Source organism: Paenibacillus sp. TAF43_2, assembly GCF_052113545.1.
Lineage (GTDB): Bacteria > Bacillota > Bacilli > Paenibacillales > Paenibacillaceae > Pristimantibacillus.
The window spans coordinates 26,130-47,792 of the sequence record NZ_JBFRDK010000007.1; the positions used below are offsets into that span (position 1 = coordinate 26,130).

The following is a 21,663-nucleotide window of genomic DNA, read 5'->3' on the forward strand; positions in this document are numbered from 1 at the left end:
ACTGAATCCATTTCATTTGAATCGTTTCAATCGCTTTTTTCAAACTCATTATACCTAAGCGTTCTCCTCTTTGCCATGTTTATAATTGCAGACTTGTCACTTAGCTAACATGATATGAAAAAGCAAAATACTCCCCGCCCACGATTGGGGGAGAGCATCCGATTCAATTCAGCCAAGCCAACCTTTTTGTAGTGAACATTAAGCTAATGGCAGAGTCAGAATAAATTCAGTCCCTACCCCTAATTGACTATCCACTCTAATCGTACCGTTATGATTGCGAACAATTCTGTAGCTTACCGATAAGCCTAACCCTGTACCCGACTGCTTCGTCGTAAAGAAGGGGTCAAACAATCTGCTCATCGTTGCTTTGTCCATGCCTTTTCCATTATCCTTAATAATAATTTCGGCAAATTGTCCATTTCCACGTGTAATAATATCAATAAGGCCTCTACGCTCACTCTGAACTTCTTCAATCGCATCGAGTGAATTTTTAATAATGTTCAAAATAACCTGCTTCACTTGTTTAACATCAATCGAGACGAGATGCTCTGAGCAATAACACTCCGCTTTAATTTCGCAATTCCGCATCAAAGCTTCACTTTCTGTCAGAAGCACAACCTCTTTTATTAAATGATCGATAGACACCAATTGTTTCATTGGTGCTGATGGCTTGGACGAATTTAGAAATTCATAAATGATATCATTTGCCCGGTCGATTTCCGTTAAAATAATACGAGCGTATTCTTCTTTGCCCACTTCCAGTAAATATGGCCGCAATAGCTGAATAAAGCCGCGAATGCTTGTCAACGGATTACGAATTTCATGTGCAATTGCAGCAGCAATTTTCCCGAGCATGGCAAGCTTGTCGTTTTGCAATGCCGTCTGCTCAATTTGCTTATATTCAGAAACATCCTTCACGCTAATTAAAAAATCACCGTCTAACTGATCACCGTATGTAACCGTTACCAATAGATGTTTACCATCTTTGTGTTGGAACTCATAATACTTGCTATGCATGAGAAACATTTCTTTGTAGAGTCTAAGAACTGTTCGCTTCGTGCTGCTAGTAAGCCGCCGATGTCTTAATATTTCCTTTATCGTACAACCAATTAATGTTTTCCGAGGGATGTCGAGCAGCTTGGCCATTTGTACATTAATAAACGATAAAATTCCATCACTATCAAACAAAGCAATTCCACTGTCCATGTGCTGCAAAACATTTTCATACTTATTTTTGACTCGTTCAAAGGAGCGGTTGGACCTGAAAAGCATCTCACGCATTTCAGTGAATTTTTGGTCCGTTGATCTCTCTGGCTGCAAACGAAATCGGCAAGCAACCATAATCTCCATTAAAAATACAAAGGAACGATTATATAATCGCACAGCCTCCTCCGAGTCAACATTTGCAGCCAAAGACTGTATGCATTCCTCATGTACGGCAATAATTTCTTCAGGATTTATTCCGTAAAGCTCCTTGCCAAGCTCGTTAGCATGGAATAATGATACTTCCTTACCACTCCGAATATACTCGGCAAGCGCCGGGAAATAGCGCTTTCGAATGGCCAACATCTTGTACTCCTCCCCGGCAGCATCTATAAATAACGGTTACAGTTACTACTAATCATAGGGCGAGTTTACAATCCCTGTCAATCGGAAATCCTGTCGAATTATGCACCTTAAATAGGCAAAAAGTCTGCCCGAAAGTCATCTAGGACTTTAGCCTAAAGCATTTATTTCCTGCTATTTGTTCATTTTTATATCGGAAGTCTAATCATTATTGTTGCTCCCCCGACCTTTATACCATCGATCCCAATCGTGCTTCCATTCCTTATTTTTTTTATCATCATCTCGATTTTTCCAATTATGATTTTCCTGATTGCCTTGATGACTGTTTACGTTATTATTGCGATTATTGTTGCTATCATTGCGATCTCGATCATTGTCATCATCATTATTATTTCGATCATGATTATGATTGTTATTATTTTTGTCGTCATCGTTATGATCGTTTTTACCGCCGCTCGGCATTGTAGGCTGAACTGGCTTCGTTGGTTTCCCTGGCGTAATTACCGGCTTGTTGCCCCATGTCCCGTTTTTATTGGGCTTATTAGTTGCGTTGCCTTTATTTACTCCGCTAACGACAGGCTTATTTGGTTTTTCTACTTTTACAGGCTTGTTTGCAGTTGGAGTCGCAGTCGGTTTAATCGGTTTCGGTTTTGGCTTTGTTTCTTCCTTTTGCTGCTTAACCTTATCCTCTTTCTCCAGTGCTACCAGCTTCTTGAGCTTTTCTTTGCTCGTATCTCCCGCATTGCTTACAATCGTCTTCACTCCGCCGATAGACGCTGTTGCCTGATCGATGGATTGCTTTTTCAATTGCTCCAATTCGATACTATAGCCTTCATCCTTTGCCATTAAATATACGGCCATCTTGCCTGAAGAAATACCATTTATAGCTGCTTCCTCACGCACCTCATTAGGCAGCGACAACGTTGTAATTGTAGCACTTGCTGCTTCTGCCTCAAGCTGAGCGAGCAGCATTTTCAGTTTCTCGTCGACTTTTCCCGTCAAAATATTCTCAAAATCGCCTTTACTCGCAAAATTGTCGTCTAATAAAACACTCGTAATAAAAATATCCTTGTTTGGCGTATCCAGATAATGTGAGCCTTTAGCCCTCTCCAAAATAGAAGCAGCAACCTCTTCCACATGAATACCTGCGTATTTGAGCCCTTTAATAATGACTTCTCCATCTTCATTAAGTGCGCGAAGCTCACGTACTTTCTCGTTTTCATCGACGCCTAGCTCTACGCTTGGATTAATATCCATGCTCACGTAAGCAACTACGGATTGTGAGTCTCTTTGCATGAAAAATAAAAGTGGAACAAACAGAATCAAAATTAGAGCGGCAGCACTCCCATACCAATAAATCGACCTCTGGATGACGCGCTTCTTAAACTCTTCTTCGAATGTCACTTCTTCTCCGATTTGTGTAGTTCCCTGAATAGGGGCCTGCAAAAATTGACCGTCTGCCGTCATCACAACTGCATACTGCTTATGAATGCTCATAACGACTCCACGTTTCATTTGCTTGCCTCCTTATTCTCGACGATGCGCTCATCGGATATATGTAAATAATCATGCATGTAAGGGTATGTCCCGGAAATGATTAGTGCGATAGCAATAATATATTTTCGATTTCTTTCCACCGTTTTGCGGGAAACGCCGCACATTTCGGTCAGCTCTTTTACAGCCAACTTATTCGTTTGCCTTAAAGAATCTAATAAGTCCGTTTCACTTACGAGCGTTTGCGCGATACCAATCAACAGCTTTCTTGAATCGGTATGCTTGGGAGAATTGTCTACCAATTCTGCAAAGGAAATGCCAAATCGCAAAAGCTCTTGATTAAGCTCAGTGATCTCAAGCCTTCTCTCGTCCTCTGTGCGCTTCATCTCAAATGCATTCATCGCTTGTCTTGTCTCGACTGAATTATATTGAGGCTGCTCCTCATCCTCTGAGTCGAACATACTGTAAGGCACAACCTGAGAATGCCTCTGTTCTTTCCGGACATGGTCAATAAGCCGACGACGAATGACGGTTTCAGCAAATCCGAGAAATGATTTTCCAGCACTGCTGGAAAATTGATTGATGGCTTCATTAAAAGCCAGCAGCGCTATGCTGAATTCATCATCTCGACTCGGATCGATATACCGTTTACAAAATCGACTTGTAACTTTTATTATATAAGGCTTATAGTCTGCTATGAACTGCTCACGCAGCAGCTCGTCACCTTCACGAATTTGAGCAACCCATTGTTCTGGAGTGAGCTTCTGCTCATCCTCTGCTGCTTTGGCAGAAACAGACTTCCGCAGAAAGCGTTTGAACAAAACAAGTAACAACCGCTCCACCTCACTATTAGTATGATTCGTTTCTGTCTGCCCGGTTTCGGGGGGTATATTCTGAGAAAATCTTAATTTACATTTAAAAGCATGTTTAGTGCCCTTTATATCGCCAAAGAACCGTTGATTGAGAAACAAACGAACTTAAAAAATTACAAAATGATACATTTATATATTTTCAAAATAAAGAAAAGCCCCCGTGAAGGAGGCTCACCATTCATGTTTAAAAAACTAAACGGAAGTACGGCGTTGACGGAGCTTATTCCTTCTATTGTTAAGCATCCCTAGACGCTTCTTAAGAACAAGCTGCCATTCCGTATCCTCAATTTGCTTGGCAAAGCTTAGCAAATCAAGCGCCATATCGATTTGACTGTGGACAACATCCATTGGATCCTCATTCTCATGGTTAACACAATTCTCAAGCAGCGCCTTGCCTTCTTGCTCTACGTACTCCTGAAAATCAACCTCAGCAGCACCGTCGCCATGTGCATATTCGGATAGTATCTCATATTCATTTTCGATTAGATAATGAATATCTACACGGTGACAGACAGGACAAAACATAATGGGCACATTGTGAATATGCGTCCGAATATGCTTAAGTGTACCTTTTGTTCCAATCATACTAGCTCCACAGCAAAAACTCATTGACGACTCCTCCTCAAAGGTTTACGTAGTAAACCTATCTTCGTAAGCATCAACTTAGGTTTACGTAGTAAACCTATTATCTTCGTAAGCATCAACTTAGGTTTACGTAGTAAACCTATCTTCGTAAGCATCAACTAAAGTTTGCGTTAACAAACCTATCATTTTTTATTATCTGTTGCTAAGTATACCATATTCGCTCTGCATGGACGAAATTCCTGCTTTCTCCTCACATTATCCGTATCCCTATGTAGACAAAAACAAAACCCGTACCATTAAATGGCACGGGTTTTGTTAATACTGCTATTCGAAATATATTATTTCGATACCAAAGTTTGTTGACCTGGTTTCCAGTTGATTGGGCAAAGACCACCGGATTGCAAAGCTTGCAATACGCGAAGAGTTTCGTCTACGCTGCGGCCAACGTTGTTGTGGTTAACAACTTGATATTGTACTTCGCCTTCTGGATTGATGATGAATAGACCGCGTAGAGCGATACCTTCTTCTTCAATCAATACACCGTAGTCACGAGCTACGCTTTTCGTAATATCAGCAGCAAGAGGGAATTCAAGTTGACCTAGACCATTATCGTTAACCGGCGTGTTGATCCATGCACGGTGACTATGTTTGCTATCAATGCTGACACCAAGAATTTCAGTGTTCAAGCTTTTGAATTCAGCTGCAGCCATGCTAAGTGCAGTAATTTCAGTTGGACATACGAATGTGAAATCTAGTGGGTAGAAGAACAATACCAACCATTTTCCTTTATAATCTGCAAGTGATGCTGTACCGAAATCTTTACCGTCACCTGTTGCTGTTTCCATTGAAAAATCAGGGGCCTGACGGCCTACCAAACGCTCTGCCATAATAGAAAACCTCCTTGACCTATCCATAAATTTTATTGTTTATGTCACTTCGTCTGTGTGACTTACCTAGTAAATAGTATCACTAGTTTATAAACAAGTCAATATTATAATTAATATTTATTTATAATAATTATAATCTAGATGTTATTTTCTTAGAGCAGCTACGATCAAATCGCCCATTTCTGTTGTGCCAATTGCTGTGCTCTTATCAACAGCAATATCACCTGTACGGTGGCCTGCATCAAGAACTTCTTTCACCGCTGCTTCAATTGCTGCAGCAGCTTCGTGGTAACCAAATGTAAGGCGGAACATAAGCGCTACGGAAAGGATTGTTGCAATTGGGTTGGAGATGCCTTGACCCGCGATGTCAGGTGCTGAGCCGTGTACCGGCTCATACAAGCCGAAGCTGCCTTCTCCAAGCGATGCAGATGAGAGCATTCCGATTGATCCAGTCAGCATTGCAGCTTCATCACTAAGAATGTCGCCGAACATATTTTCTGTTACGATGACATCAAAGCTCGAAGGACGGCGAAGCAATTGCATTGCACAGTTGTCAACAAGCACGTGCTCTAGCTCTACCTCTGGATATTCAGGAGCGATACGGTTTACCACTTCGCGCCATAGGCGGGATGTTTCTAGTACGTTTGCTTTATCAACAGAAGCAAGACGTTTGCCGCGAGTCATTGCGATATCGAATGCTTGACGAACGATGCGCTCGATTTCTTGCACGTTGTATACGCATGTATCAACCGCTTCTTCGCCGCCAGCGCCTTCACGACGGAATTTCTCGCCAAAGTAAATACCGCCAGTCAATTCACGAACAACGATGAGATCCGTGCCTTCAAGCACTTCTGGCTTCAAAGTTGAAGCTTCTTTCAAGCAATCGAATACGGTAGCTGGACGAATGTTTGAGAAAAGGCCAAGTGCTTTGCGAATGCCTAGCAAGCCTGTTTCTGGACGAAGCTCCTTGGAGTTGTTATCCCATTTTGGTCCGCCTACTGCGCCAAGCAATACCGCGTCTGCACCTTTGCAAAGGTCAAGTGTTTCTTGCGGCAATGGTGTGCCTTTTTCGTCGATTGCAATACCGCCGAACAAACCGTGTTCTGTTTCGAATTTGTAGCCGTAAAGCTCCTCGGTTTTTTTGAGCACTTTAAGCGCTTCGCCAACTACCTCAGGGCCGATACCGTCGCCGGCAATAACTGCAATTTTTTTAACTTCTGACATAATAATGTAACACTCCTCGTTTTGAGTTAAACTTGTCCATTCAACGTTTTCAAAAATATAAGAATTTATAAGTTTGTTAGCTTATAAAGGGCTTATATTTCACCGTCAAAGCTATTTCAGCGTCCAAAGGACGCTAAAGCGTTTTTGCTTGGCGAATCCTGTTGAAAAGTTCAAGTCTACACATTCATTCTCATTCTATTATCATTTGTACCATAAAAACGAGTTGATTACCAAGATATAAAATCTATTTACTCTATAGGCTGTAACTATAGGGTCATTGATTATCCCTTTTTTGAAGCTATATCTATCAAAGAACAAAAAAAACAGTCCGCCCAAAGGTTATACTCTGGCGAACTGCTTTTCATTTAGATTAGACTCATCTTATCGCGGCGGCCTGGCGTCTTGCGCTTCTCGATCAGTCGATTAAGTGCATCGATGTATGCTCGCGCGCTAGCTTCAAGAATGTCTGTGCTAAGTCCACGTCCTTGAGCAGAAACATCATCCTGCTTTAGTACAACATGAACCTCACCTTGCGCATCCTTGCCTTGCGATACGGATTTGATCGAATAATCTTCAAGCTCCACGACTTCCTGTGTCACCTTGTCGATCGCGTTATAGATGGCGTCTACGGAACCGTTGCCGATTGCCGCTTCATCTATGACCTCACCCTCCGCTTTACGAATCCGAACGGATGCGCTTGGCGTAGATTGATTGCCATAACTGACTTGGATCATTTCTAATTTGAATACTTCCGGCGTATCAATGAGCTTCTCTTCTAGCAGAGCAAGAATATCCTCATCACTTACGGTTTTCTTGCGATCTGCCAAATCTTTAAATTTAGCAAATGCTGCATTAACCGCTTCGTCCTCAAGCTCATAACCTAGGTCGATCAGCTTCTCACGGAACGCATGGCGTCCTGAATGCTTGCCAAGCACCAGCTTGGATTCCTTCAGTCCGATCGTATCTGGTGAAATGATTTCATACGTCGTTTTTTCTTTCAGCATGCCATCCTGATGAATACCAGATTCATGCGCGAATGCGTTGGCACCAACAATTGCTTTGTTGCCTGGAACGACCATGCCCGTCAGCTTGCTGACAAGGCGGCTCGTCTTGGCAATTTCTTTCAGGTTCAGCGTCGTTTGAGCTCCGAAGTAGTCAGGACGCGTAGCAAGCGCCATTGCAATCTCTTCGATCGCTGTGTTACCTGCGCGCTCCCCAATACCATTGATCGTACCCTCAACTTGATCTGCACCATTCAAGATCGCTGCTAGCGAATTTGCAGTCGCCATGCCGAGATCATTGTGACAATGTGCGCTCAGCTGAATTTTTTCGATATTCGGAACATTTTCCTTCAATACCTTGAAGATGTTCCCGAATTCTTGCGGATTCATATAACCGACCGTGTCCGGAATGTTTACGACCGTTGCTCCCGCTTTAATGGCCATCTCGACGACTTGACACAGAAAGTCCAGCTCTGTACGTCCTGCATCCTCTGCTGAGAATTCAACTTTGTCAAAATATTGCTTTGCATACCGAATGGCACGCTCTGCCGTTTCAAGCACCTGCTCCTTCTCCATCCGCAGCTTGTGCTTGCGGTGAATCGGACTTGTAGCAAGAAATACGTGAATGCACGGATCCTGTGCGCCGATAAGCGCTTCACGAACAGCATCGATATCCTGCTCACGCGAGCGTGAGAGTCCGATAACTGTAGCATTTTTAACTGCTCGTGCTACCGCATTAACTGCAGCAAGGTCTCCCGGAGACGCAGCAGGGAAGCCAGCTTCCATGCGGTCCACTCCCAGCCTTTCAAGCTGAAGGGCAATCTCTACCTTTTCCTTCGTGTTCAGGTTAACCCCAGGAGATTGCTCTCCATCACGAAGTGTTGTATCGAAAACATATATTTTCCGCATTTGTGCAATGCACCTCCGTGAACAAAATGATCCCGGTGCGCTCGGACCACATGGCGATACTACGTGCTCATCGTCAAACGATCCGGCGAACCGGGATATTTTCCTACATTCTATCTTTTATTACTTCTTGATCCAGTGCATCAATTCACGAAGCTGTGCGCCTGTTTTTTCAATCGGGTGAGCAGCTTCATTACGGCGAGTAGCTGTAAGCATTGCACGGTTCGATTGGTTTTCCAAGATGAAGTCACGAGCAAAACGACCGGATTGGATATCTTCCAATACACGTTTCATTTCTTTTTTCGTTTCTTCAGTAACAATGCGAGGACCAGTTACATAATCGCCGTATTCAGCTGTGTTGGAGATAGAATCGCGCATGGACGCCATTCCGCCTTCATACATCATATCAACGATCAATTTAAGCTCGTGCAAGCACTCGAAGTAAGCCATTTCTGGAGCGTAGCCAGCTTCAACAAGCGTTTCAAAACCAGCTTTAACTAGTGCAGTAGCACCACCGCAAAGAACGGCTTGCTCACCGAACAAATCTGTTTCTGTTTCTTCTTTGAAAGAAGTTTCGATAACGCCTGCACGAGTACAGCCGATACCTTTAGCATATGCAAGACCGATAGCTTTAGCATTGCCAGTAGCATCTTGTTCAATAGCGATTAGTCCAGGAACGCCAAAGCCTTCTTGGTACGTACGGCGAACCATGTGACCAGGAGATTTTGGAGCTACCAAGAATACATCTGTATCTTTGTTCGGAACGATTTGTCCGTAGTGAATGTTGAAGCCGTGGGAGAACATAAGAGCCGCGCCTTTTTTCAAGTTAGGAGCGATTTCATCATTGTACACTTTCGCTTGTGTTTCATCAGGAAGCAAAATTTGAACAACGTCAGCCACTTTAGTTGCTTCAGCAACTGTAAGTACTTCGAAACCATCTTTTTTGGCAACGTCTGCGGATTTACCAGGACGAAGACCAATAACAACTTTCAAGCCGCTGTCGCGAAGATTTTGTGCTTGAGCGTGACCTTGGCTGCCGTAACCGATAACTGCAATTGTTTTACCTTGTAGTACGCCTTGATCAGCGTCTTTTTCATAGTACATTGTAACTGCCATATTAATAATTGCCTCCTTTAGTTTAACCCTTTTGAGCGGGTGTTTAAGCAGAGAATGACCCTTAAGCAGCGGTTCTCCCCTTAAACTCCCGCTCAAAGCGGGATGTTGAATGATGAACTCTTCTTACTTGGAATTGCCTCTGTTTAATGCTGTTACTCCTGTGCGCGACAGTTCACGAATGCCATACGGTTTAAGCAGTTCAACCATAGCATCGATTTTTTCAGTGTCACCTACTACTTGTACCATAAGCGAATGAGTGCCAATGTCCACAACCGCTGCGCGGAAAGTTTCAACAACACCTAAAATTTCCGGACGAGATGCTGGCTCTGCATTCACTTTAATGAGTGCAAGCTCGCGGCCAACCATCGGATTTGAGCTAAGATCAATGACCTTAATAACGTCAATCAGCTTATAAAGCTGCTTCGTTACTTGCTCGAGCGTATGATCATCACCAGAAGTGACGATGACCATACGCGACAAGCCTGCTTCTTCGCTGGAACCAACCGTTATGCTTTCAATGTTGAAGCCGCGGCGTCCGAACAAACCAGATACGCGCTGTAGAACGCCGGGCTGATCGTTAACGATTACTGCGATCGTGTGTTTTTTCATTCCGCATCCCCCATGATCATTTCGTCGATGGTGCTTCCTTGCGCTACCATTGGGTACACGTTCTCTTCTTTGCGAACGACGAACTCAACAACAGCCGGACCAGGATGGCGTAATGCTTCTTCCCATGCAGCACGCGCTTCTTCTTTGTTCGTTGCGCGGAAGCCTTTAACTCCGTAAGCTTCTGACAGCTTCACAAAGTCTGGGCTGCCTGAGAGATCAATATGACTGTAGCGGTTGTCATAGATAAGCTCCTGCCACTGTCTTACCATACCAAGCACCTGATTATTGATAATTACTACCTTAACCGGAATGTTGTTAATTGCGCAAATTGCAAGCTCTTGCGCACACATTTGCATCCCGCCGTCACCATTAATGGAAACGACTACGCGATCCGGATTCGCCATTTGAGCGCCGATAGCAGAAGGGAATCCGAAGCCCATTGTGCCTAGCCCTCCGGAAGTAACCCATGAACGAGGCTTGTTGAACTTGTAATACTGAGCAGCCCACATTTGATGTTGACCAACGTCAGTTGTTACAATCGCATCGCCATTCGTTGTCTCATGGATCAGCTCAACAACCCACTGCGGCTTAAGCTCAACATCAGAATCCGTATAGCTGAACGGATATTCCGCACATGAAGCTTTGAGCTTCGCACGCCAATCATCCGCTTTGTCTGCACGTTTCGCAAGCTTATTCACAATTTCAAGAACAGTCTTTACATCACCGACAATCGGAATGTCTGTTGGTACGTTTTTGCCGATTTCCGCTGGATCGATATCGATGTGTACGATTTTCGCCAGTGGAGCAAAGCCCGCAAGCTTGCCGGTTACGCGGTCATCGAAGCGAGCGCCAATATTAATTAGCAAGTCTGCGCTTTGAATCGATTTATTAGCCGTATATGTGCCATGCATGCCTGGCATGCCTAGGAATAAATCATTGCCGCTTGGGAAAGCTCCCAAACCAAGCAATGTTGTTGTAATTGGTATTTGCGTTTTAGTAACGAATTCGAACAGCTCTTCATGTCCGCCAGAGTAAACAACTCCGCCGCCTGCTAGTATAAGCGGGCGCTCCGCTTGCTCAATCGCCTTAATCAGCTTATCCACTTGATTTTTGTTAGGCGTAACTGTCGGGTTGTAACCACGGATGTTAACTTCTGTTACTGGCTTGAACAATGTCTTAGCCGCTGAGATGTCCTTCGGAATATCGATCAATACTGGACCTTTGCGTCCCGTGTTGGCAATATGGAATGCTTCGTGAATAATACGAGGCAAATCCTCAACGTCGCGAACCAAGTAGCTGTGTTTAGTGATTGGCATTGTAATTCCCGTAATGTCTGCCTCTTGGAATGCATCGCTGCCAATCAGACTGGAGATGACATTACCGGTAATAACAACTAGTGGTACGGAATCCATATATGCAGTTGCAATTCCCGTCACGAGGTTTGTTGCACCAGGACCTGATGTAGCGATACATACGCCTACTTTGCCGCTTGCGCGGGCGTAACCGTCTGCTGCGTGAATCGCGCCTTGCTCGTGCCGTGTTAATAAATGATTGAAATCGGGGTTTCCGTGCATCGCGTCATAAATGTACAACACTGCTCCACCTGGATAGCCGAACACACAATCTACACCCTCAAGCAATAGACTTCTTAGCAAAATTTCCGAACCAGAAATAACCTCAGGTTTCGAAATTCTTTCCTTCATTTCCTCTTTTGACTTCAGTGTTGCACCTTGCGTTATCATCAGTCATCCTCCTCTCAGAAAAAACAAAAAAACCTCTCGTTCCTCATGCTCCAATACGAAGCAACGAGGGACGAAAGGTATATCTTCCGTGGTACCACCCAAATTCGTTACACATCTCCCGATGTATAACCTCTACAAGTAAGAACGTCATGCATATACGTTCTACCAATGGCACTGTAACGCTTGCCCTGCGATTCCCCCTAATAGGCAACACATGGTTGCTTTTCAAGGAAACAGCTCCGAGGTGAGCTCGTAGAAAAGGGATTTTGGCGATGGTTGCAGCTAATCCATCCGCTCTCTGTTCAAAAGGGCCCTAAGCACTTCGTCCTCATCAATGCTGATTTTGTATTTACCACATGGTACGAATACCAGTACGTGGTAGATAAGACTTTCCTTATTATATGCCGTGAATCTCAGTTCGTCAAGAACCATAAACAACTCTTGTTGTAAAATGTATTCGGCGCAATCCTTTAGCGCGCTACATATACTAGTTTAGCCCTAATGCGGCAAATTCATGCTGCGTCCCAGATCCATTTGGCGCGGTAGAAATGGAATGATGAGCATGATTCGTATTTATGAGCCTAGGTATGATCAAGCCGAAGTGGTTCGCCTCATTCGCAATGAGCTTATTCCCTTATCTCATACGGTACACCAACATGATGCGCAAACGATTCGAGAGCTCCCTAAGCGTTTCCGTCGCGGCGTTACTTTTGTAGCATCCTTATCTAAAAAAAGCCCTCCAGTCTCCTTCATCCATTTTGAAGTGATGGGTGAGGTGCTTTATTTAGATATGATGGTCACGCATCCTGATCACCGGAATAGACAATGGGGCAGAAAATTAATAGCTCATAGCGAAGCTTACGGCAAAACGCAGAATTGCAAAGTTGCCAGGCTGTTTGTCGATCAGGTTAATGGTAAAGCACATCAACTCTATAGTAAGCTTGGCTACTATACCGTCCAATACTATCCTGAGCTGCGCTGCTACGAATTACTTAAACCGCTCACCCCGCTATGATTACTTAATTGCCATTAAAAACCGTTGTAGCCCTGGTTTCCATAACCGCCATAGCCAGCATTGCCGTTATAACCAGCATTGCCACCATAGCCACCATAGTTGCCATTGCCGTATTGGTTAAAATTGTTGTTGCAGCAGTTGCCGCCGCCGTAGCCACCGCCATAACCACCACCAAAGCCGCCACCCCATAAAGGAAGCGTGCCGATGGCAAGAAGGTCAAACAATACGAGAGGCAAAATTGCTTTCGTTTGCACGAGCTTGCCTTTGTCTTTTTCGAGTGGAGCGACGATCAGTTTATTTTGGTGTACCCGAACGAGCTTGCCAGTGACGACAGAGCCGTCAGGACGTACTGCATAAATGGATTTGCCGACCAGTTTCCGTACTTGCTGCTTGGAAACGTTACGCATGCGAAATCCCTCCCTTCCCGTTGTCCTACAGCATATTCGCGGAGGGTGGCATCCGTCTGTTTATTTGTCCTCTGCTCCAATAAATGTGCGCATGTTGGTTCATCTTCGCAAAAAAAAAAACGCAAAAAAGGCTGTCCAAAAATCATCGATTAGATGACTTGGACAGCCCTTATATGCGGTCAACGCCTAAGCGTTAATTTTTTCTTTTGCAATGCCAGCAAGCGAGTTGAACGAAGTCATATCGTTAACTGCAAGGTCAGCAAGGATTTTGCGGTTTACTTCTACGCCCGCAAGTTTCAAGCCGTGCATGAATTTGTTGTACGAAAGTCCGTTAATACGAGCTGCCGCGTTAATACGAACGATCCACAGTCTGCGGATGTCACGTTTTTTGTTGCGACGGTCACGGTAAGCGTACATTAGGGACTTACCAACTTGCTCCTTCGCTGTTTTAAACAGACGATGTTTCGAACCGAAATAACCTTTAGCTAGCTTTAGAATTCTTTTGCGACGACGAGTGCGGACAAAACCGCCTTTAACTCTTGCCATGAGTGGAAACCTCCTGTAGGTTGAATTAGCTTATTTGGTGTAGCTTATTATTACAAGTTAGCAAGGCCTTGTTTCAAACGACGAACATCGCCAGCAGCCATAAGCGGTTGGCCAGCAAGTACGCGTTTTTGACGACCGGATTTGTGTGAAAGCAAGTGGTTACGGTAAGCTTTGTAACGTTTTACTTTACCAGTTCCAGTAATTTTAAAGCGGTCTTTCAGACTGCTGTGAGTTTTCATCTTAGGCATATCAGTTATCCTCCTTAAAGTTCTTCATCAGTTGTTAGCTGTTGGTTTTGGGTGCCAAAATCATAATCATGCTCCGGCCTTCCAGCTTAGGAGCGCGCTCAACGCTGCATAATTCGGCAACCTCTTTTGAAAGACGATCCAATATCTTTTGGCCTAGAGATGCATGAGCAATCTCACGACCGCGGAATCTTACGGATGCTTTCACTTTATCGCCTTCATTGAGAAACTTAACAACGTTACGAAACTTCGTTTGGTAGTCATTTTCATCAATGTTAGCACGGAACCAAACTTCTTTAAGATCAACGATCTTTTGGTTTTTGCGTGCTTCTTTTTCTTTCTTCTGCTGCTCATAACGGAATTTTCCGTAGTCCATGATGCGGCATACCGGCGGTTTAGCCGTCGGTGCGACGTTCACCAGGTCCAAATTCAGCTCGATAGCAAGCTGCATAGCATCGCGAATGGATTTAATACCGATTTGCTCGCCTTCAGCGCCTACTAAACGCACTTCTCTGGCCCGGATTTCATCATTGATTTGATGTTCTCTGCTAATAACGTGCCACCTCCAAAAATGGTTTGTTCATGTCTCCACGCAATAAAAAAATGCGGGTTCGCTCGAACCCGCATCTCATAACCGTACATGTATGTCAGAGCATCACTTCAGTTGAAATGATGGAATGACTAATCGATTATCGCGAACCAGCCAGCCTGAGCCGAAAGGTGAGAAGCGGGTGCTTCTGCTTGTGCGTATTAAGTTAGTTGTAAATGTTACCGTGTTACTATACCATGGCCTACAAAGCCTTGTCAACAAGCGATTACACTTGTTTGCTTTGAACTTCTTCAAGACGGATGACGCGTGTATGCTGGGTATGACTCCACTTTTTGTTGTTTTGCGTGAAGAATGCATGCACCGTTATCGGCCACCATGACAAGGTGAACAATAGAAAGGTCGGAATCCGCAAATATAGCTTCCACGAAACTTTAGCCATATACATGGATAAAGGTATTTGCACAAAAATATATGCCATGTACGGAATGCTTAGCCAAATTGGAAGCAGGTTGTACACGGAGGTGACGTTATCTCCGCCTGACAGAAGGATGTCTCCCCAAATGATCGCTGCAATAAAAAATCCAGCCAAATAATTATAAGCATTGAACACATAAAGGGCCGCATCAATCTTCGTCATGCTGCGATCCTTGATTCCCTGCCAAAGCAGAGGAAGCATATGTTTACGAGTAACATCAAAGTGTCCTTGCATCCAGCGAAGCCTTTGGCGAGCTGATGCTTGGAACGTAATCGGCTTCTCGTCGAACACCTTTGCCTCAAAGTTGAACTTCGGATAAATTCCGCGTTTAATGCAGCGGACTGTAAATTCTAAATCTTCAACCAAGCTTGTAGCTCCCCAGCCCATTTCCTGAAGCAGCTTTGAATCAAAGCACATGCCTGTTCCACCTAGAAAGTTGGCAAGGCCAAGATTTGTACGCGGAAGCTGCCAAAGCCGGTTGCAGAACCAGTAGTTGATTGCATTTGCTGAGCTGACCCAAGAATCATTTGGATTTTTTGTATCCAGATAACCTTGAATAACTCGGAATCCATTGCTCAAATCATTGTTCATGTACTGCAAGAAATCAGTCGCTACAAGGTTATCGGCATCAAAGATCGCTACGCCGTCGTAGCTCTTTGGCATAGCCCACAACTCTTTAAGCATCCACTCAACTGCAAAGCCCTTGCCGCGTTGATTTGGATTTTCACGAACACATGCATATACTCCATCATAACTATTTACAACATCGACTGTACCATCGGTGCAATTATCGCAAATTACAAAAATATCATAAAGCTCCCGTGGATATTTCATTTTTTGCAAGTTTTCAATCAGTGCGCCAACAACCTGCTCTTCGTTATGAGCTGCTATCAGCAGTGCGAATGTTTTTTTCGGTGCATGAGAAAGATCTTCTTTTTTACGCCRCCATCCGAAAAACGTTAAAAACAGCTGATACACACCTAGCAACGCAAATAGAATTTGAACCACAAACATAATCGTATTGAACATGCGGCATTACCCCTTTAGACCCCATTTTTTTTGCTTTTTTTTCAGCATCCACCCGTGGCTGCCGTAAGCTTTTTATTATATATTTTCTCTTTGTATGAGTGTTTCTCTGCAAACACTCTCGGACCTTAATTGATTCTCCACAGAAACAACTTCTTTGTCAAAAGTTGAATTAGTCTTCATTGCGCTTAATCTCGGCAGAAAAACGCTTGCATTGCACACGGATGAATACATTACCTCCTTTTACGACGACTCAGCCTTATTTTCAACCAATTGCTAAGTTTTTAGCACTAACGTCCTTATTTACGTTAAAATGTGTGAAAATGTTTCTTAAATCGAAATAGGTCTATGTGACGAACAAGTGAACGAGAAAGTTCCGTTCCGACATCTTTTGCGGTTTCGACAGACCCTGTCACAACCGCGTGGAATTTGTCCATTACAGTTTTACCATCAAATGCACATTATTAAACAGTAATTTGAAATCAATATTTATTCCCTGTATTTGGAGCGAAAACAGGATACCGATAGACGCATGACAGCGCATTCTCATCAGGCAGCACCCATGGAAAGCAAGTTAGTGCTATAATACTTACTTATCCTTAATATAGGGACAAGAAATAGTTTACGCTCAGCGAACAAAAACATGCTAAAATTAAGTCTGGAATTGATAAATGTTATAGAAGTAAGCCACCGTTAGGAGGATGACAGCGATGGAACGAATGATAGGCTGGCTGAAAACGAGTGAGCAAAGATTATTGATTTGGGCAAACCGGAGACCTTCAGGGAGAAAAAGACATCGAATTCTGGGGAAATGGTTAAGCACGGYCACACATATGGGCGGCGCAACCTTTACGCTCGCAACCGCCCTTCTATATGCACTACTTGCACCTGCTCCTTGGAGCCTTACTGGGTGGCAATGCTTGACTGCGGTCGTCATAAGCCATTTGCCAGTAGCAATTGTAAAGCGTAAATTCAAACGGCTTCGACCTTATCAAGCGCTGCCTGATGTAAATACATGTCATAAGCCGCTTGTCGATTCTTCATTTCCATCCGGACACACAACAGCGATCTTCGCATGGCTAGTCCCTATATTGCTGACTAGCGGGATATGGATGACTCTGCTGGTGCCGCTTGCGTTAATAATTGGACTATCCGTTGGATGGTCAAGAATGTATCTAGGGCTGCATTACCCATCTGATGTTGCAGCTGGCGCACTGATCGGAACGATAACAGCTTTGGCAGTCAATTATTCCTGGGTATCGTCTGCAGTAGGACTAAATTAATTATCCTCATCATCCGAATCATTCGATACGGATTCTGATGCCTCAGCTTCCTCTTTAAGCGACTTCTCATGCTTCGCTTCACGATGCTTCCGAATAGCCTCGGAGCCGATAACGGCTTCAACACGATAAATATTTTGTCCTTTTTCCATAAACTTCATCTCATATTCCGTAAACACAAGGTCCTCTCGAGGGCCTTCTTTGTGTAAATGAAGCGAAATATTGCGCATGATAAGCTCCATTTCCGCGAAGCTGTTCAATGAAAACTCAAACAGAGATTGTGAATCCGTCTTAAAATGGATCTCGCCGCGCTCGTTAAGCAGTTCAATATACTTGGCAACAAGTCTTGGATGCGTTAGTCTTCTGCGCGCATGCTTAGCCTTTGGCCAAGGATCGCTAAAATTCAGATGGACGCGTTCAAGCTCACCCGGAGCAAACATCGTCTCGATTCCTTCAATATTAGCGCGAAGCAGCGCAAGATTGGGCGGATGAGACTCCCCTTTTTGTTCCCATACGATACGTGCCTTCTCGCTTGCGCGGCGAAGAAGCTCATCATACATGTCGACACCAATAAAATTGATGTGCGGGTAGCGAGCACTCATTTGACTTATAAAACGACCCTTGCCCATGCCAAGCTCTACATATATAGGCTGGTCGTTGCCAAAAAACTCACGCCACTTGCCTTTGTGCGGCGCAGCATCTAGCACGACTAGCTCCGGCTGACCCTCTAAACTTTCACGAATACCTTTTCTTCCTCTTAAACGCATATGCAGTGATTCCTCCATTTATCGTAGACGATGCAACGAATAGACTAGTCCTTATTGTGCCCAAGAATTTGAGCAATGTAAAGAGGATAGAAAAAAGCCGCAGCCAATTATTGGCGATGCGGCTTGCTTATCATGTCATTGGATGTATAGTCGTTACAGCAAAAGCTGATACGGAATCGGAGCGTTCTCTTTCTGCTCACGCTCGTATGTTCCCACTAATACTTCATTCAACTTCTTGCGAGCGGAAATTTCTACACCATGATTATTGTGAAAGCGGACGCCTGTAAGCGCCATCAATTCTTTTACAGTCAGCTCAACAGTTACAGTATCGTCGCCGTGCGGAATTTTGGTTACATTATTCATCTCTAATCACCTCATCGATTTATTAGTAAGAGTATTTCCATTTAATCGACGTTTCATGAATGCAGGTGCATATGGGCTATGTTAGGTTTATTTGTTGTTTTGTCGCACTTTTAATATAACACTTCATGTAAGGTTGCGCAAGTCTAAAAACACCCATTTCAAAAAATATTTCCAATTAAAGCGTTTTCCGAACATTCAATAACTATTCGCATGACAAACGTGGCTTTTCCACTCGTTTTTCGCTAAAATATAGGGTGTAGGTCTTGAATGAAGGGGAAAACGATGATTAAATTATCAACATCGCAACACCAGCAGCCACTGCTTTGGGGCGATAAACGATTTCATACATGGAATTACGAAATGCATGAGCAGTTGGGAGGCAAGGTATTCAAGGTTACGCTTGATGCCGGCTTCACTTGCCCAAACCGTGACGGGTCCATTGCAAAGGGCGGCTGTACATTTTGCAGCGCTCGCGGCTCTGGTGATTTCGCGGGCAGCAGGCGGGACGACCTCGTTACACAATTCAATAAAATACGGGACCGTCAGCATCAGAAATGGCAAAATGCGCAGTATATTGGATATTTCCAAGCTTATACAAATACGTATGCGCCCGTTGAAGAGCTGAGGGAATATTATGAAGTCATTTTGCAGCAGCCTGGCGTTGTTGGTTTGTCCATTGCAACACGTCCTGATTGCTTGCCCGATGATGTAGTCGATTATTTGGCTGAGCTGAATGAGCGAACCTACCTTTGGGTGGAGATGGGACTTCAAACCGTGCACGAATCTACTTCAGAGCTCATCAACCGGGCACATGATACGGCCTGCTATCTCGATGCCGTAAAACGTCTTCGGGAACGCGGCATTCGCGTATGTGCGCATATCATTTACGGTCTACCTCAGGAAACGCATGAAATGATGCTTGATACAGGTCGCGCCGTCGCCAAGATGGACGTGCAAGGCATTAAAATTCATTTGCTTCATCTCATGCGCAAGACGCCGATGGTACGTCAGTACGAGGCTGGTCTGCTTCAATTTCTTGAGCAGGATGAATATGTGAAATTAATTGTTGATACACTTGAGTTTCTGCCGCCGGAAATGATCGTGCATCGCCTTACGGGAGATGCGCCGCGTGACCTGTTGATTGGTCCGATGTGGAGCATGAATAAATGGTCAGTGCTGAATGCCTTCGACGACGAGCTTACGCGCCGCAATACGTGGCAAGGCAAGTTATGGCAGCAGGAGGTTTAGCGAGATATGGGTTTTCTATCAGTTCTAAGCATGGCTCACAAATGGATCAACGAGCGTACTTCGCCAGGTGACATTGTCATTGATGCTACTGCCGGCGGTGGTGTAGATACACTTGCGCTTGCCGAGCTTGTTGGACCTAACGGCACGGTATATGCCTTTGATATCCAGCAAGAGGCGCTTGATCGCACGCAAGAGCGCCTTTCTTCCCTTCAAAATAACAATAAGCTTCCCGATATTAAACTTGTGCTGAGCAATCATGCAAGTATGGCTGAGACTGTTGATCCTTCTATTATCGGACAAGTCTCAGCCGTAATGTTCAATCTCGGTTATTTGCCGGGAAGCGATGATCTCACGATCATAACGGAGACTGCAACAACACTGGCTGCGCTCGATGCAGCTATCATGCTGCTGCGTCCTGGAGGTATCGTGACCTGCGTATTGTATCCAGGGCATCCTGGCGGTGCTGAGGAAGCCGCCTCCGTGGAATCATGGGCAGAGCAGCTGCCTCAAAGCCTAGCGCAGACCGTTATTTACAGGCAGACCCAGCGCAAGGCTGCCCCTTACCTTATTGCGGCAGAGAAACGTCCAACTGCTCGTTAATCTTTTGCAACGCGCTCACCTTACAGCTGTTTAAAGCCAATGTTATTTTTTAGCTGCAGTAGAACGACATACTACCAATATGGGAGAGATAAATAATGACAGTAAAACCTTATCCATTACAATTTAAAGCGGAAATGAAAGAACGTATTTGGGGAGGACGCGCACTAGAAGGTTTTGGCCTTGAAATGCCTGAAGGCTCAATTGGCGAAGGCTGGATGATCAGTGATCACCCTAACGGCATTACAAAAGTAATGAACGGCGAGCTTGCTGGCGTTGGACTTGACCAAATTCGTGAAACTTACGGACCTGTATGGTTTGGCTCACAAGGCTTTTCCGAGAAAAACGGACGTTTCCCGCTCCTTATCAAGCTGCTCGATTGCAATGATGACCTATCCATTCAAGTCCATCCAACGGATGCATACGAAGGGCTGCCTGACGGCGAGCTTGGCAAAACAGAAATGTGGTACATCCTCGACGCTAAGCCAGGCGCAAAAATCATCTATGGCCTAAAAGACGGCATTGACCGTGCGGCGATGGAAGCAGCAATCACTGAAGGCCGCATTATGGACGCGCTTCAAGAAGTGACTGTTGAAGCTGGTGATGCATTTTACATTCCCGCAGGAACCGTTCATGCTCTCTGCTCTGGCGTTGTTGTAGCTGAGATTCAACAAAACTCCGACACTACTTATCGCTTGCATGACTACAATCGCCTTGGACTTGATGGTCAACTGCGCGAGCTTCATATCGAAGATTCCCTTAATGTCATCGCCTATGAAGGCGCAGGCGCTGAGCGGATGAAAACAGACAGCGCAGTAGCTGGCCAGTGGCTGACCATCGCTTCTTCTCCTTACTTCATCGTTGAGAAGGGTATCGTAGCCGCGCCTTGGAAGCTGTCCACATCGCTTGATAGCTTCGTTATCCTTGTAGTTGCCGATGGTGAGGGACAAGTGAAATGGGCAGATGGCGAGCAATCCGTTAAAGCAGGCGAGTGCTTCCTCCTTCCAGCTAACCTTGGCGACTATGAGCTCTCCGGCAGCATGACAGTACTTCGCAGTATTGTACCTGCTTCTGTTTAATTTCATATTTTCAAACCAGTAACAAAGAACCTCCAAACCCGTTTGCTTCATGGGTTTGGAGGT

At 44.6% G+C, this 21,663-nt stretch carries 22 protein-coding genes and 1 other annotated feature; of the genes, 5 read left to right on the top strand and 17 right to left on the bottom strand.

Translation table 11 applies throughout. From position 1 onward, the window contains the following. Positions 1-198: 198 nt before the first annotated feature. The 10 genes from AB4Z17_RS02920 to ilvB form a co-directional block, all read right to left on the bottom strand. Positions 199-1,569 (bottom strand): ATP-binding protein, encoded by a 1,371-nt coding sequence (locus AB4Z17_RS02920; protein WP_441908812.1) that lies wholly within the window; start codon positions 1,567-1,569, stop codon positions 199-201. A 198-nt stretch (positions 1,570-1,767) separates the two neighbouring features. After that, positions 1,768-3,081 (bottom strand): anti-sigma factor domain-containing protein, encoded by a 1,314-nt coding sequence (locus AB4Z17_RS02925; RefSeq protein WP_441958046.1) that lies wholly within the window; start codon positions 3,079-3,081, stop codon positions 1,768-1,770. Next, positions 3,078-3,902: an RNA polymerase sigma factor SigI gene (gene sigI / locus AB4Z17_RS02930; RefSeq protein WP_441958048.1), complete on the bottom strand. Its 825-nt coding sequence runs from the start codon at positions 3,900-3,902 to the stop codon at positions 3,078-3,080. The genes AB4Z17_RS02925 and sigI overlap by 4 nt, the downstream gene beginning before the upstream one ends. A gap of 222 nt (positions 3,903-4,124) precedes the next feature. After that, positions 4,125-4,541: a hypothetical protein gene (locus AB4Z17_RS02935; RefSeq protein WP_441958050.1), complete on the bottom strand. Its 417-nt coding sequence runs from the start codon at positions 4,539-4,541 to the stop codon at positions 4,125-4,127. A 314-nt stretch (positions 4,542-4,855) separates the two neighbouring features. Then, complete coding sequence (locus AB4Z17_RS02940) at positions 4,856-5,404, bottom strand: peroxiredoxin (RefSeq protein WP_076268005.1); 549 nt, start codon at positions 5,402-5,404, stop codon at positions 4,856-4,858. Positions 5,405-5,548: 144 nt separating this feature from the next. Beyond that, complete coding sequence (gene leuB / locus AB4Z17_RS02945) at positions 5,549-6,628, bottom strand: 3-isopropylmalate dehydrogenase (protein WP_339207563.1); 1,080 nt, start codon at positions 6,626-6,628, stop codon at positions 5,549-5,551. 365 nt (positions 6,629-6,993) lie between these two features. Beyond that, the gene (locus AB4Z17_RS02950) at positions 6,994-8,538 is read right to left on the bottom strand and encodes a 2-isopropylmalate synthase (RefSeq protein ID WP_076268007.1); all 1,545 of its coding nucleotides are present in this window, start codon (positions 8,536-8,538) and stop codon (positions 6,994-6,996) included. A 120-nt stretch (positions 8,539-8,658) separates the two neighbouring features. Beyond that, on the bottom strand, positions 8,659-9,651 hold the full coding sequence (gene ilvC / locus AB4Z17_RS02955; protein ID WP_076268008.1) for a ketol-acid reductoisomerase: 993 nt from the start codon (positions 9,649-9,651) through the stop codon (positions 8,659-8,661). Positions 9,652-9,774: 123 nt separating this feature from the next. Next, a complete protein-coding gene (ilvN, locus tag AB4Z17_RS02960; protein WP_076268009.1) occupies positions 9,775-10,260 on the bottom strand; it encodes an acetolactate synthase small subunit in 486 nt (161 codons plus the stop codon). Further along, positions 10,257-12,002 carry a biosynthetic-type acetolactate synthase large subunit gene (gene ilvB / locus AB4Z17_RS02965; protein WP_076268010.1) on the bottom strand — a complete coding sequence of 582 codons (1,746 nt, stop codon included), beginning with the start codon at positions 12,000-12,002 and terminating at the stop codon, positions 10,257-10,259. Before ilvB ends, ilvN begins: the two co-directional genes overlap by 4 nt. A gap of 514 nt (positions 12,003-12,516) precedes the next feature. Between ilvB and AB4Z17_RS02970 the strand changes: the two genes are divergently transcribed. Further along, positions 12,517-13,017 (top strand): GNAT family N-acetyltransferase, encoded by a 501-nt coding sequence (locus AB4Z17_RS02970; RefSeq protein ID WP_083681944.1) that lies wholly within the window; start codon positions 12,517-12,519, stop codon positions 13,015-13,017. A gap of 14 nt (positions 13,018-13,031) precedes the next feature. Here AB4Z17_RS02970 and AB4Z17_RS02975 read toward each other — a convergent pair whose 3' ends face one another. The 5 genes from AB4Z17_RS02975 to AB4Z17_RS02995 all read right to left on the bottom strand — a co-directional run bounded on the left by AB4Z17_RS02975 (position 13,032) and on the right by AB4Z17_RS02995 (position 16,269). Further along, the gene (locus AB4Z17_RS02975) at positions 13,032-13,424 is read right to left on the bottom strand and encodes a hypothetical protein (protein WP_441908808.1); all 393 of its coding nucleotides are present in this window, start codon (positions 13,422-13,424) and stop codon (positions 13,032-13,034) included. Between the two features lie 186 nt (positions 13,425-13,610). After that, the gene (rplT, locus tag AB4Z17_RS02980) at positions 13,611-13,970 is read right to left on the bottom strand and encodes a 50S ribosomal protein L20 (protein ID WP_054028358.1); all 360 of its coding nucleotides are present in this window, start codon (positions 13,968-13,970) and stop codon (positions 13,611-13,613) included. A gap of 50 nt (positions 13,971-14,020) precedes the next feature. Further along, positions 14,021-14,218 carry a 50S ribosomal protein L35 gene (gene rpmI / locus AB4Z17_RS02985; protein ID WP_076268012.1) on the bottom strand — a complete coding sequence of 66 codons (198 nt, stop codon included), beginning with the start codon at positions 14,216-14,218 and terminating at the stop codon, positions 14,021-14,023. 34 nt (positions 14,219-14,252) lie between these two features. Beyond that, positions 14,253-14,750 carry a translation initiation factor IF-3 gene (gene infC / locus AB4Z17_RS02990; protein ID WP_144376751.1) on the bottom strand — a complete coding sequence of 166 codons (498 nt, stop codon included), beginning with the start codon at positions 14,748-14,750 and terminating at the stop codon, positions 14,253-14,255. A 56-nt stretch (positions 14,751-14,806) separates the two neighbouring features. After that, positions 14,807-14,964 (bottom strand) — a sequence feature (ribosomal protein L20 leader region). 66 nt (positions 14,965-15,030) lie between these two features. Then, positions 15,031-16,269 carry a glycosyltransferase family 2 protein gene (locus AB4Z17_RS02995; RefSeq protein ID WP_441958052.1) on the bottom strand — a complete coding sequence of 413 codons (1,239 nt, stop codon included), beginning with the start codon at positions 16,267-16,269 and terminating at the stop codon, positions 15,031-15,033. 707 nt (positions 16,270-16,976) lie between these two features. Between AB4Z17_RS02995 and AB4Z17_RS03000 the strand changes: the two genes are divergently transcribed. After that, the gene (locus AB4Z17_RS03000; protein WP_441958054.1) at positions 16,977-17,549 is read left to right on the top strand and encodes a phosphatase PAP2 family protein; all 573 of its coding nucleotides are present in this window, start codon (positions 16,977-16,979) and stop codon (positions 17,547-17,549) included. Here the strand turns inward: AB4Z17_RS03000 and trmB are convergent. Then, positions 17,546-18,313, bottom strand: a complete 768-nt coding sequence (gene trmB / locus AB4Z17_RS03005) for a tRNA (guanosine(46)-N7)-methyltransferase TrmB (RefSeq protein ID WP_076268016.1) — start codon at positions 18,311-18,313, stop codon at positions 17,546-17,548. The two genes, AB4Z17_RS03000 and trmB, sit on opposite strands and share 4 nt — an antisense overlap. Before the next feature lie 153 nt (positions 18,314-18,466). Continuing rightward, on the bottom strand, positions 18,467-18,676 hold the full coding sequence (locus AB4Z17_RS03010; protein WP_076268017.1) for a hypothetical protein: 210 nt from the start codon (positions 18,674-18,676) through the stop codon (positions 18,467-18,469). Positions 18,677-18,958: 282 nt separating this feature from the next. Here AB4Z17_RS03010 and AB4Z17_RS03015 point away from each other — a divergent pair, with 282 nt between their 5' ends. The 3 genes from AB4Z17_RS03015 to AB4Z17_RS03025 all read left to right on the top strand — a co-directional run bounded on the left by AB4Z17_RS03015 (position 18,959) and on the right by AB4Z17_RS03025 (position 21,600). Continuing rightward, positions 18,959-19,924, top strand: a complete 966-nt coding sequence (locus tag AB4Z17_RS03015; RefSeq protein ID WP_076268079.1) for a TIGR01212 family radical SAM protein — start codon at positions 18,959-18,961, stop codon at positions 19,922-19,924. A gap of 6 nt (positions 19,925-19,930) precedes the next feature. Then, on the top strand, positions 19,931-20,524 hold the full coding sequence (locus tag AB4Z17_RS03020) for a class I SAM-dependent methyltransferase (protein ID WP_441958056.1): 594 nt from the start codon (positions 19,931-19,933) through the stop codon (positions 20,522-20,524). 95 nt (positions 20,525-20,619) lie between these two features. Next, positions 20,620-21,600, top strand: a complete 981-nt coding sequence (locus AB4Z17_RS03025) for a type I phosphomannose isomerase catalytic subunit (RefSeq protein ID WP_441908804.1) — start codon at positions 20,620-20,622, stop codon at positions 21,598-21,600. The last annotated feature ends 63 nt before the right edge of the window (positions 21,601-21,663 follow it).

Excerpts from the sequence above, each read along its gene's own strand:
- ilvC (WP_076268008.1), bottom strand. The coding sequence starts at position 9,651 with ATGGCAGTTACAATGTACTATGAAAAAGACGCTGATCAAGGCGTACTA.
- rplT (WP_054028358.1), bottom strand. The coding sequence starts at position 13,970 with ATGGCAAGAGTTAAAGGCGGTTTTGTCCGCACTCGTCGTCGCAAAAGA.
- AB4Z17_RS03025 (WP_441908804.1), top strand. The coding sequence starts at position 20,620 with ATGACAGTAAAACCTTATCCATTACAATTTAAAGCGGAAATGAAAGAA.
- AB4Z17_RS03020 (WP_441958056.1), top strand. The coding sequence starts at position 19,931 with ATGGGTTTTCTATCAGTTCTAAGCATGGCTCACAAATGGATCAACGAG.
- AB4Z17_RS02925 (WP_441958046.1), bottom strand. The coding sequence starts at position 3,081 with ATGAAACGTGGAGTCGTTATGAGCATTCATAAGCAGTATGCAGTTGTG.
- AB4Z17_RS02975 (WP_441908808.1), bottom strand. The coding sequence starts at position 13,424 with ATGCGTAACGTTTCCAAGCAGCAAGTACGGAAACTGGTCGGCAAATCC.
- AB4Z17_RS02940 (WP_076268005.1), bottom strand. The coding sequence starts at position 5,404 with ATGGCAGAGCGTTTGGTAGGCCGTCAGGCCCCTGATTTTTCAATGGAA.
- AB4Z17_RS03015 (WP_076268079.1), top strand. The coding sequence starts at position 18,959 with ATGATTAAATTATCAACATCGCAACACCAGCAGCCACTGCTTTGGGGC.
- AB4Z17_RS02935 (WP_441958050.1), bottom strand. The coding sequence starts at position 4,541 with ATGAGTTTTTGCTGTGGAGCTAGTATGATTGGAACAAAAGGTACACTT.
- AB4Z17_RS02970 (WP_083681944.1), top strand. The coding sequence starts at position 12,517 with ATGCTGCGTCCCAGATCCATTTGGCGCGGTAGAAATGGAATGATGAGC.
- AB4Z17_RS02950 (WP_076268007.1), bottom strand. The coding sequence starts at position 8,538 with ATGCGGAAAATATATGTTTTCGATACAACACTTCGTGATGGAGAGCAA.
- leuB (WP_339207563.1), bottom strand. The coding sequence starts at position 6,628 with ATGTCAGAAGTTAAAAAAATTGCAGTTATTGCCGGCGACGGTATCGGC.
- ilvN (WP_076268009.1), bottom strand. The coding sequence starts at position 10,260 with ATGAAAAAACACACGATCGCAGTAATCGTTAACGATCAGCCCGGCGTT.
- ilvB (WP_076268010.1), bottom strand. The coding sequence starts at position 12,002 with ATGATAACGCAAGGTGCAACACTGAAGTCAAAAGAGGAAATGAAGGAA.
- rpmI (WP_076268012.1), bottom strand. The coding sequence starts at position 14,218 with ATGCCTAAGATGAAAACTCACAGCAGTCTGAAAGACCGCTTTAAAATT.
- AB4Z17_RS02920 (WP_441908812.1), bottom strand. The coding sequence starts at position 1,569 with ATGTTGGCCATTCGAAAGCGCTATTTCCCGGCGCTTGCCGAGTATATT.
- AB4Z17_RS03010 (WP_076268017.1), bottom strand. The coding sequence starts at position 18,676 with ATGAATAATGTAACCAAAATTCCGCACGGCGACGATACTGTAACTGTT.
- trmB (WP_076268016.1), bottom strand. The coding sequence starts at position 18,313 with ATGCGTTTAAGAGGAAGAAAAGGTATTCGTGAAAGTTTAGAGGGTCAG.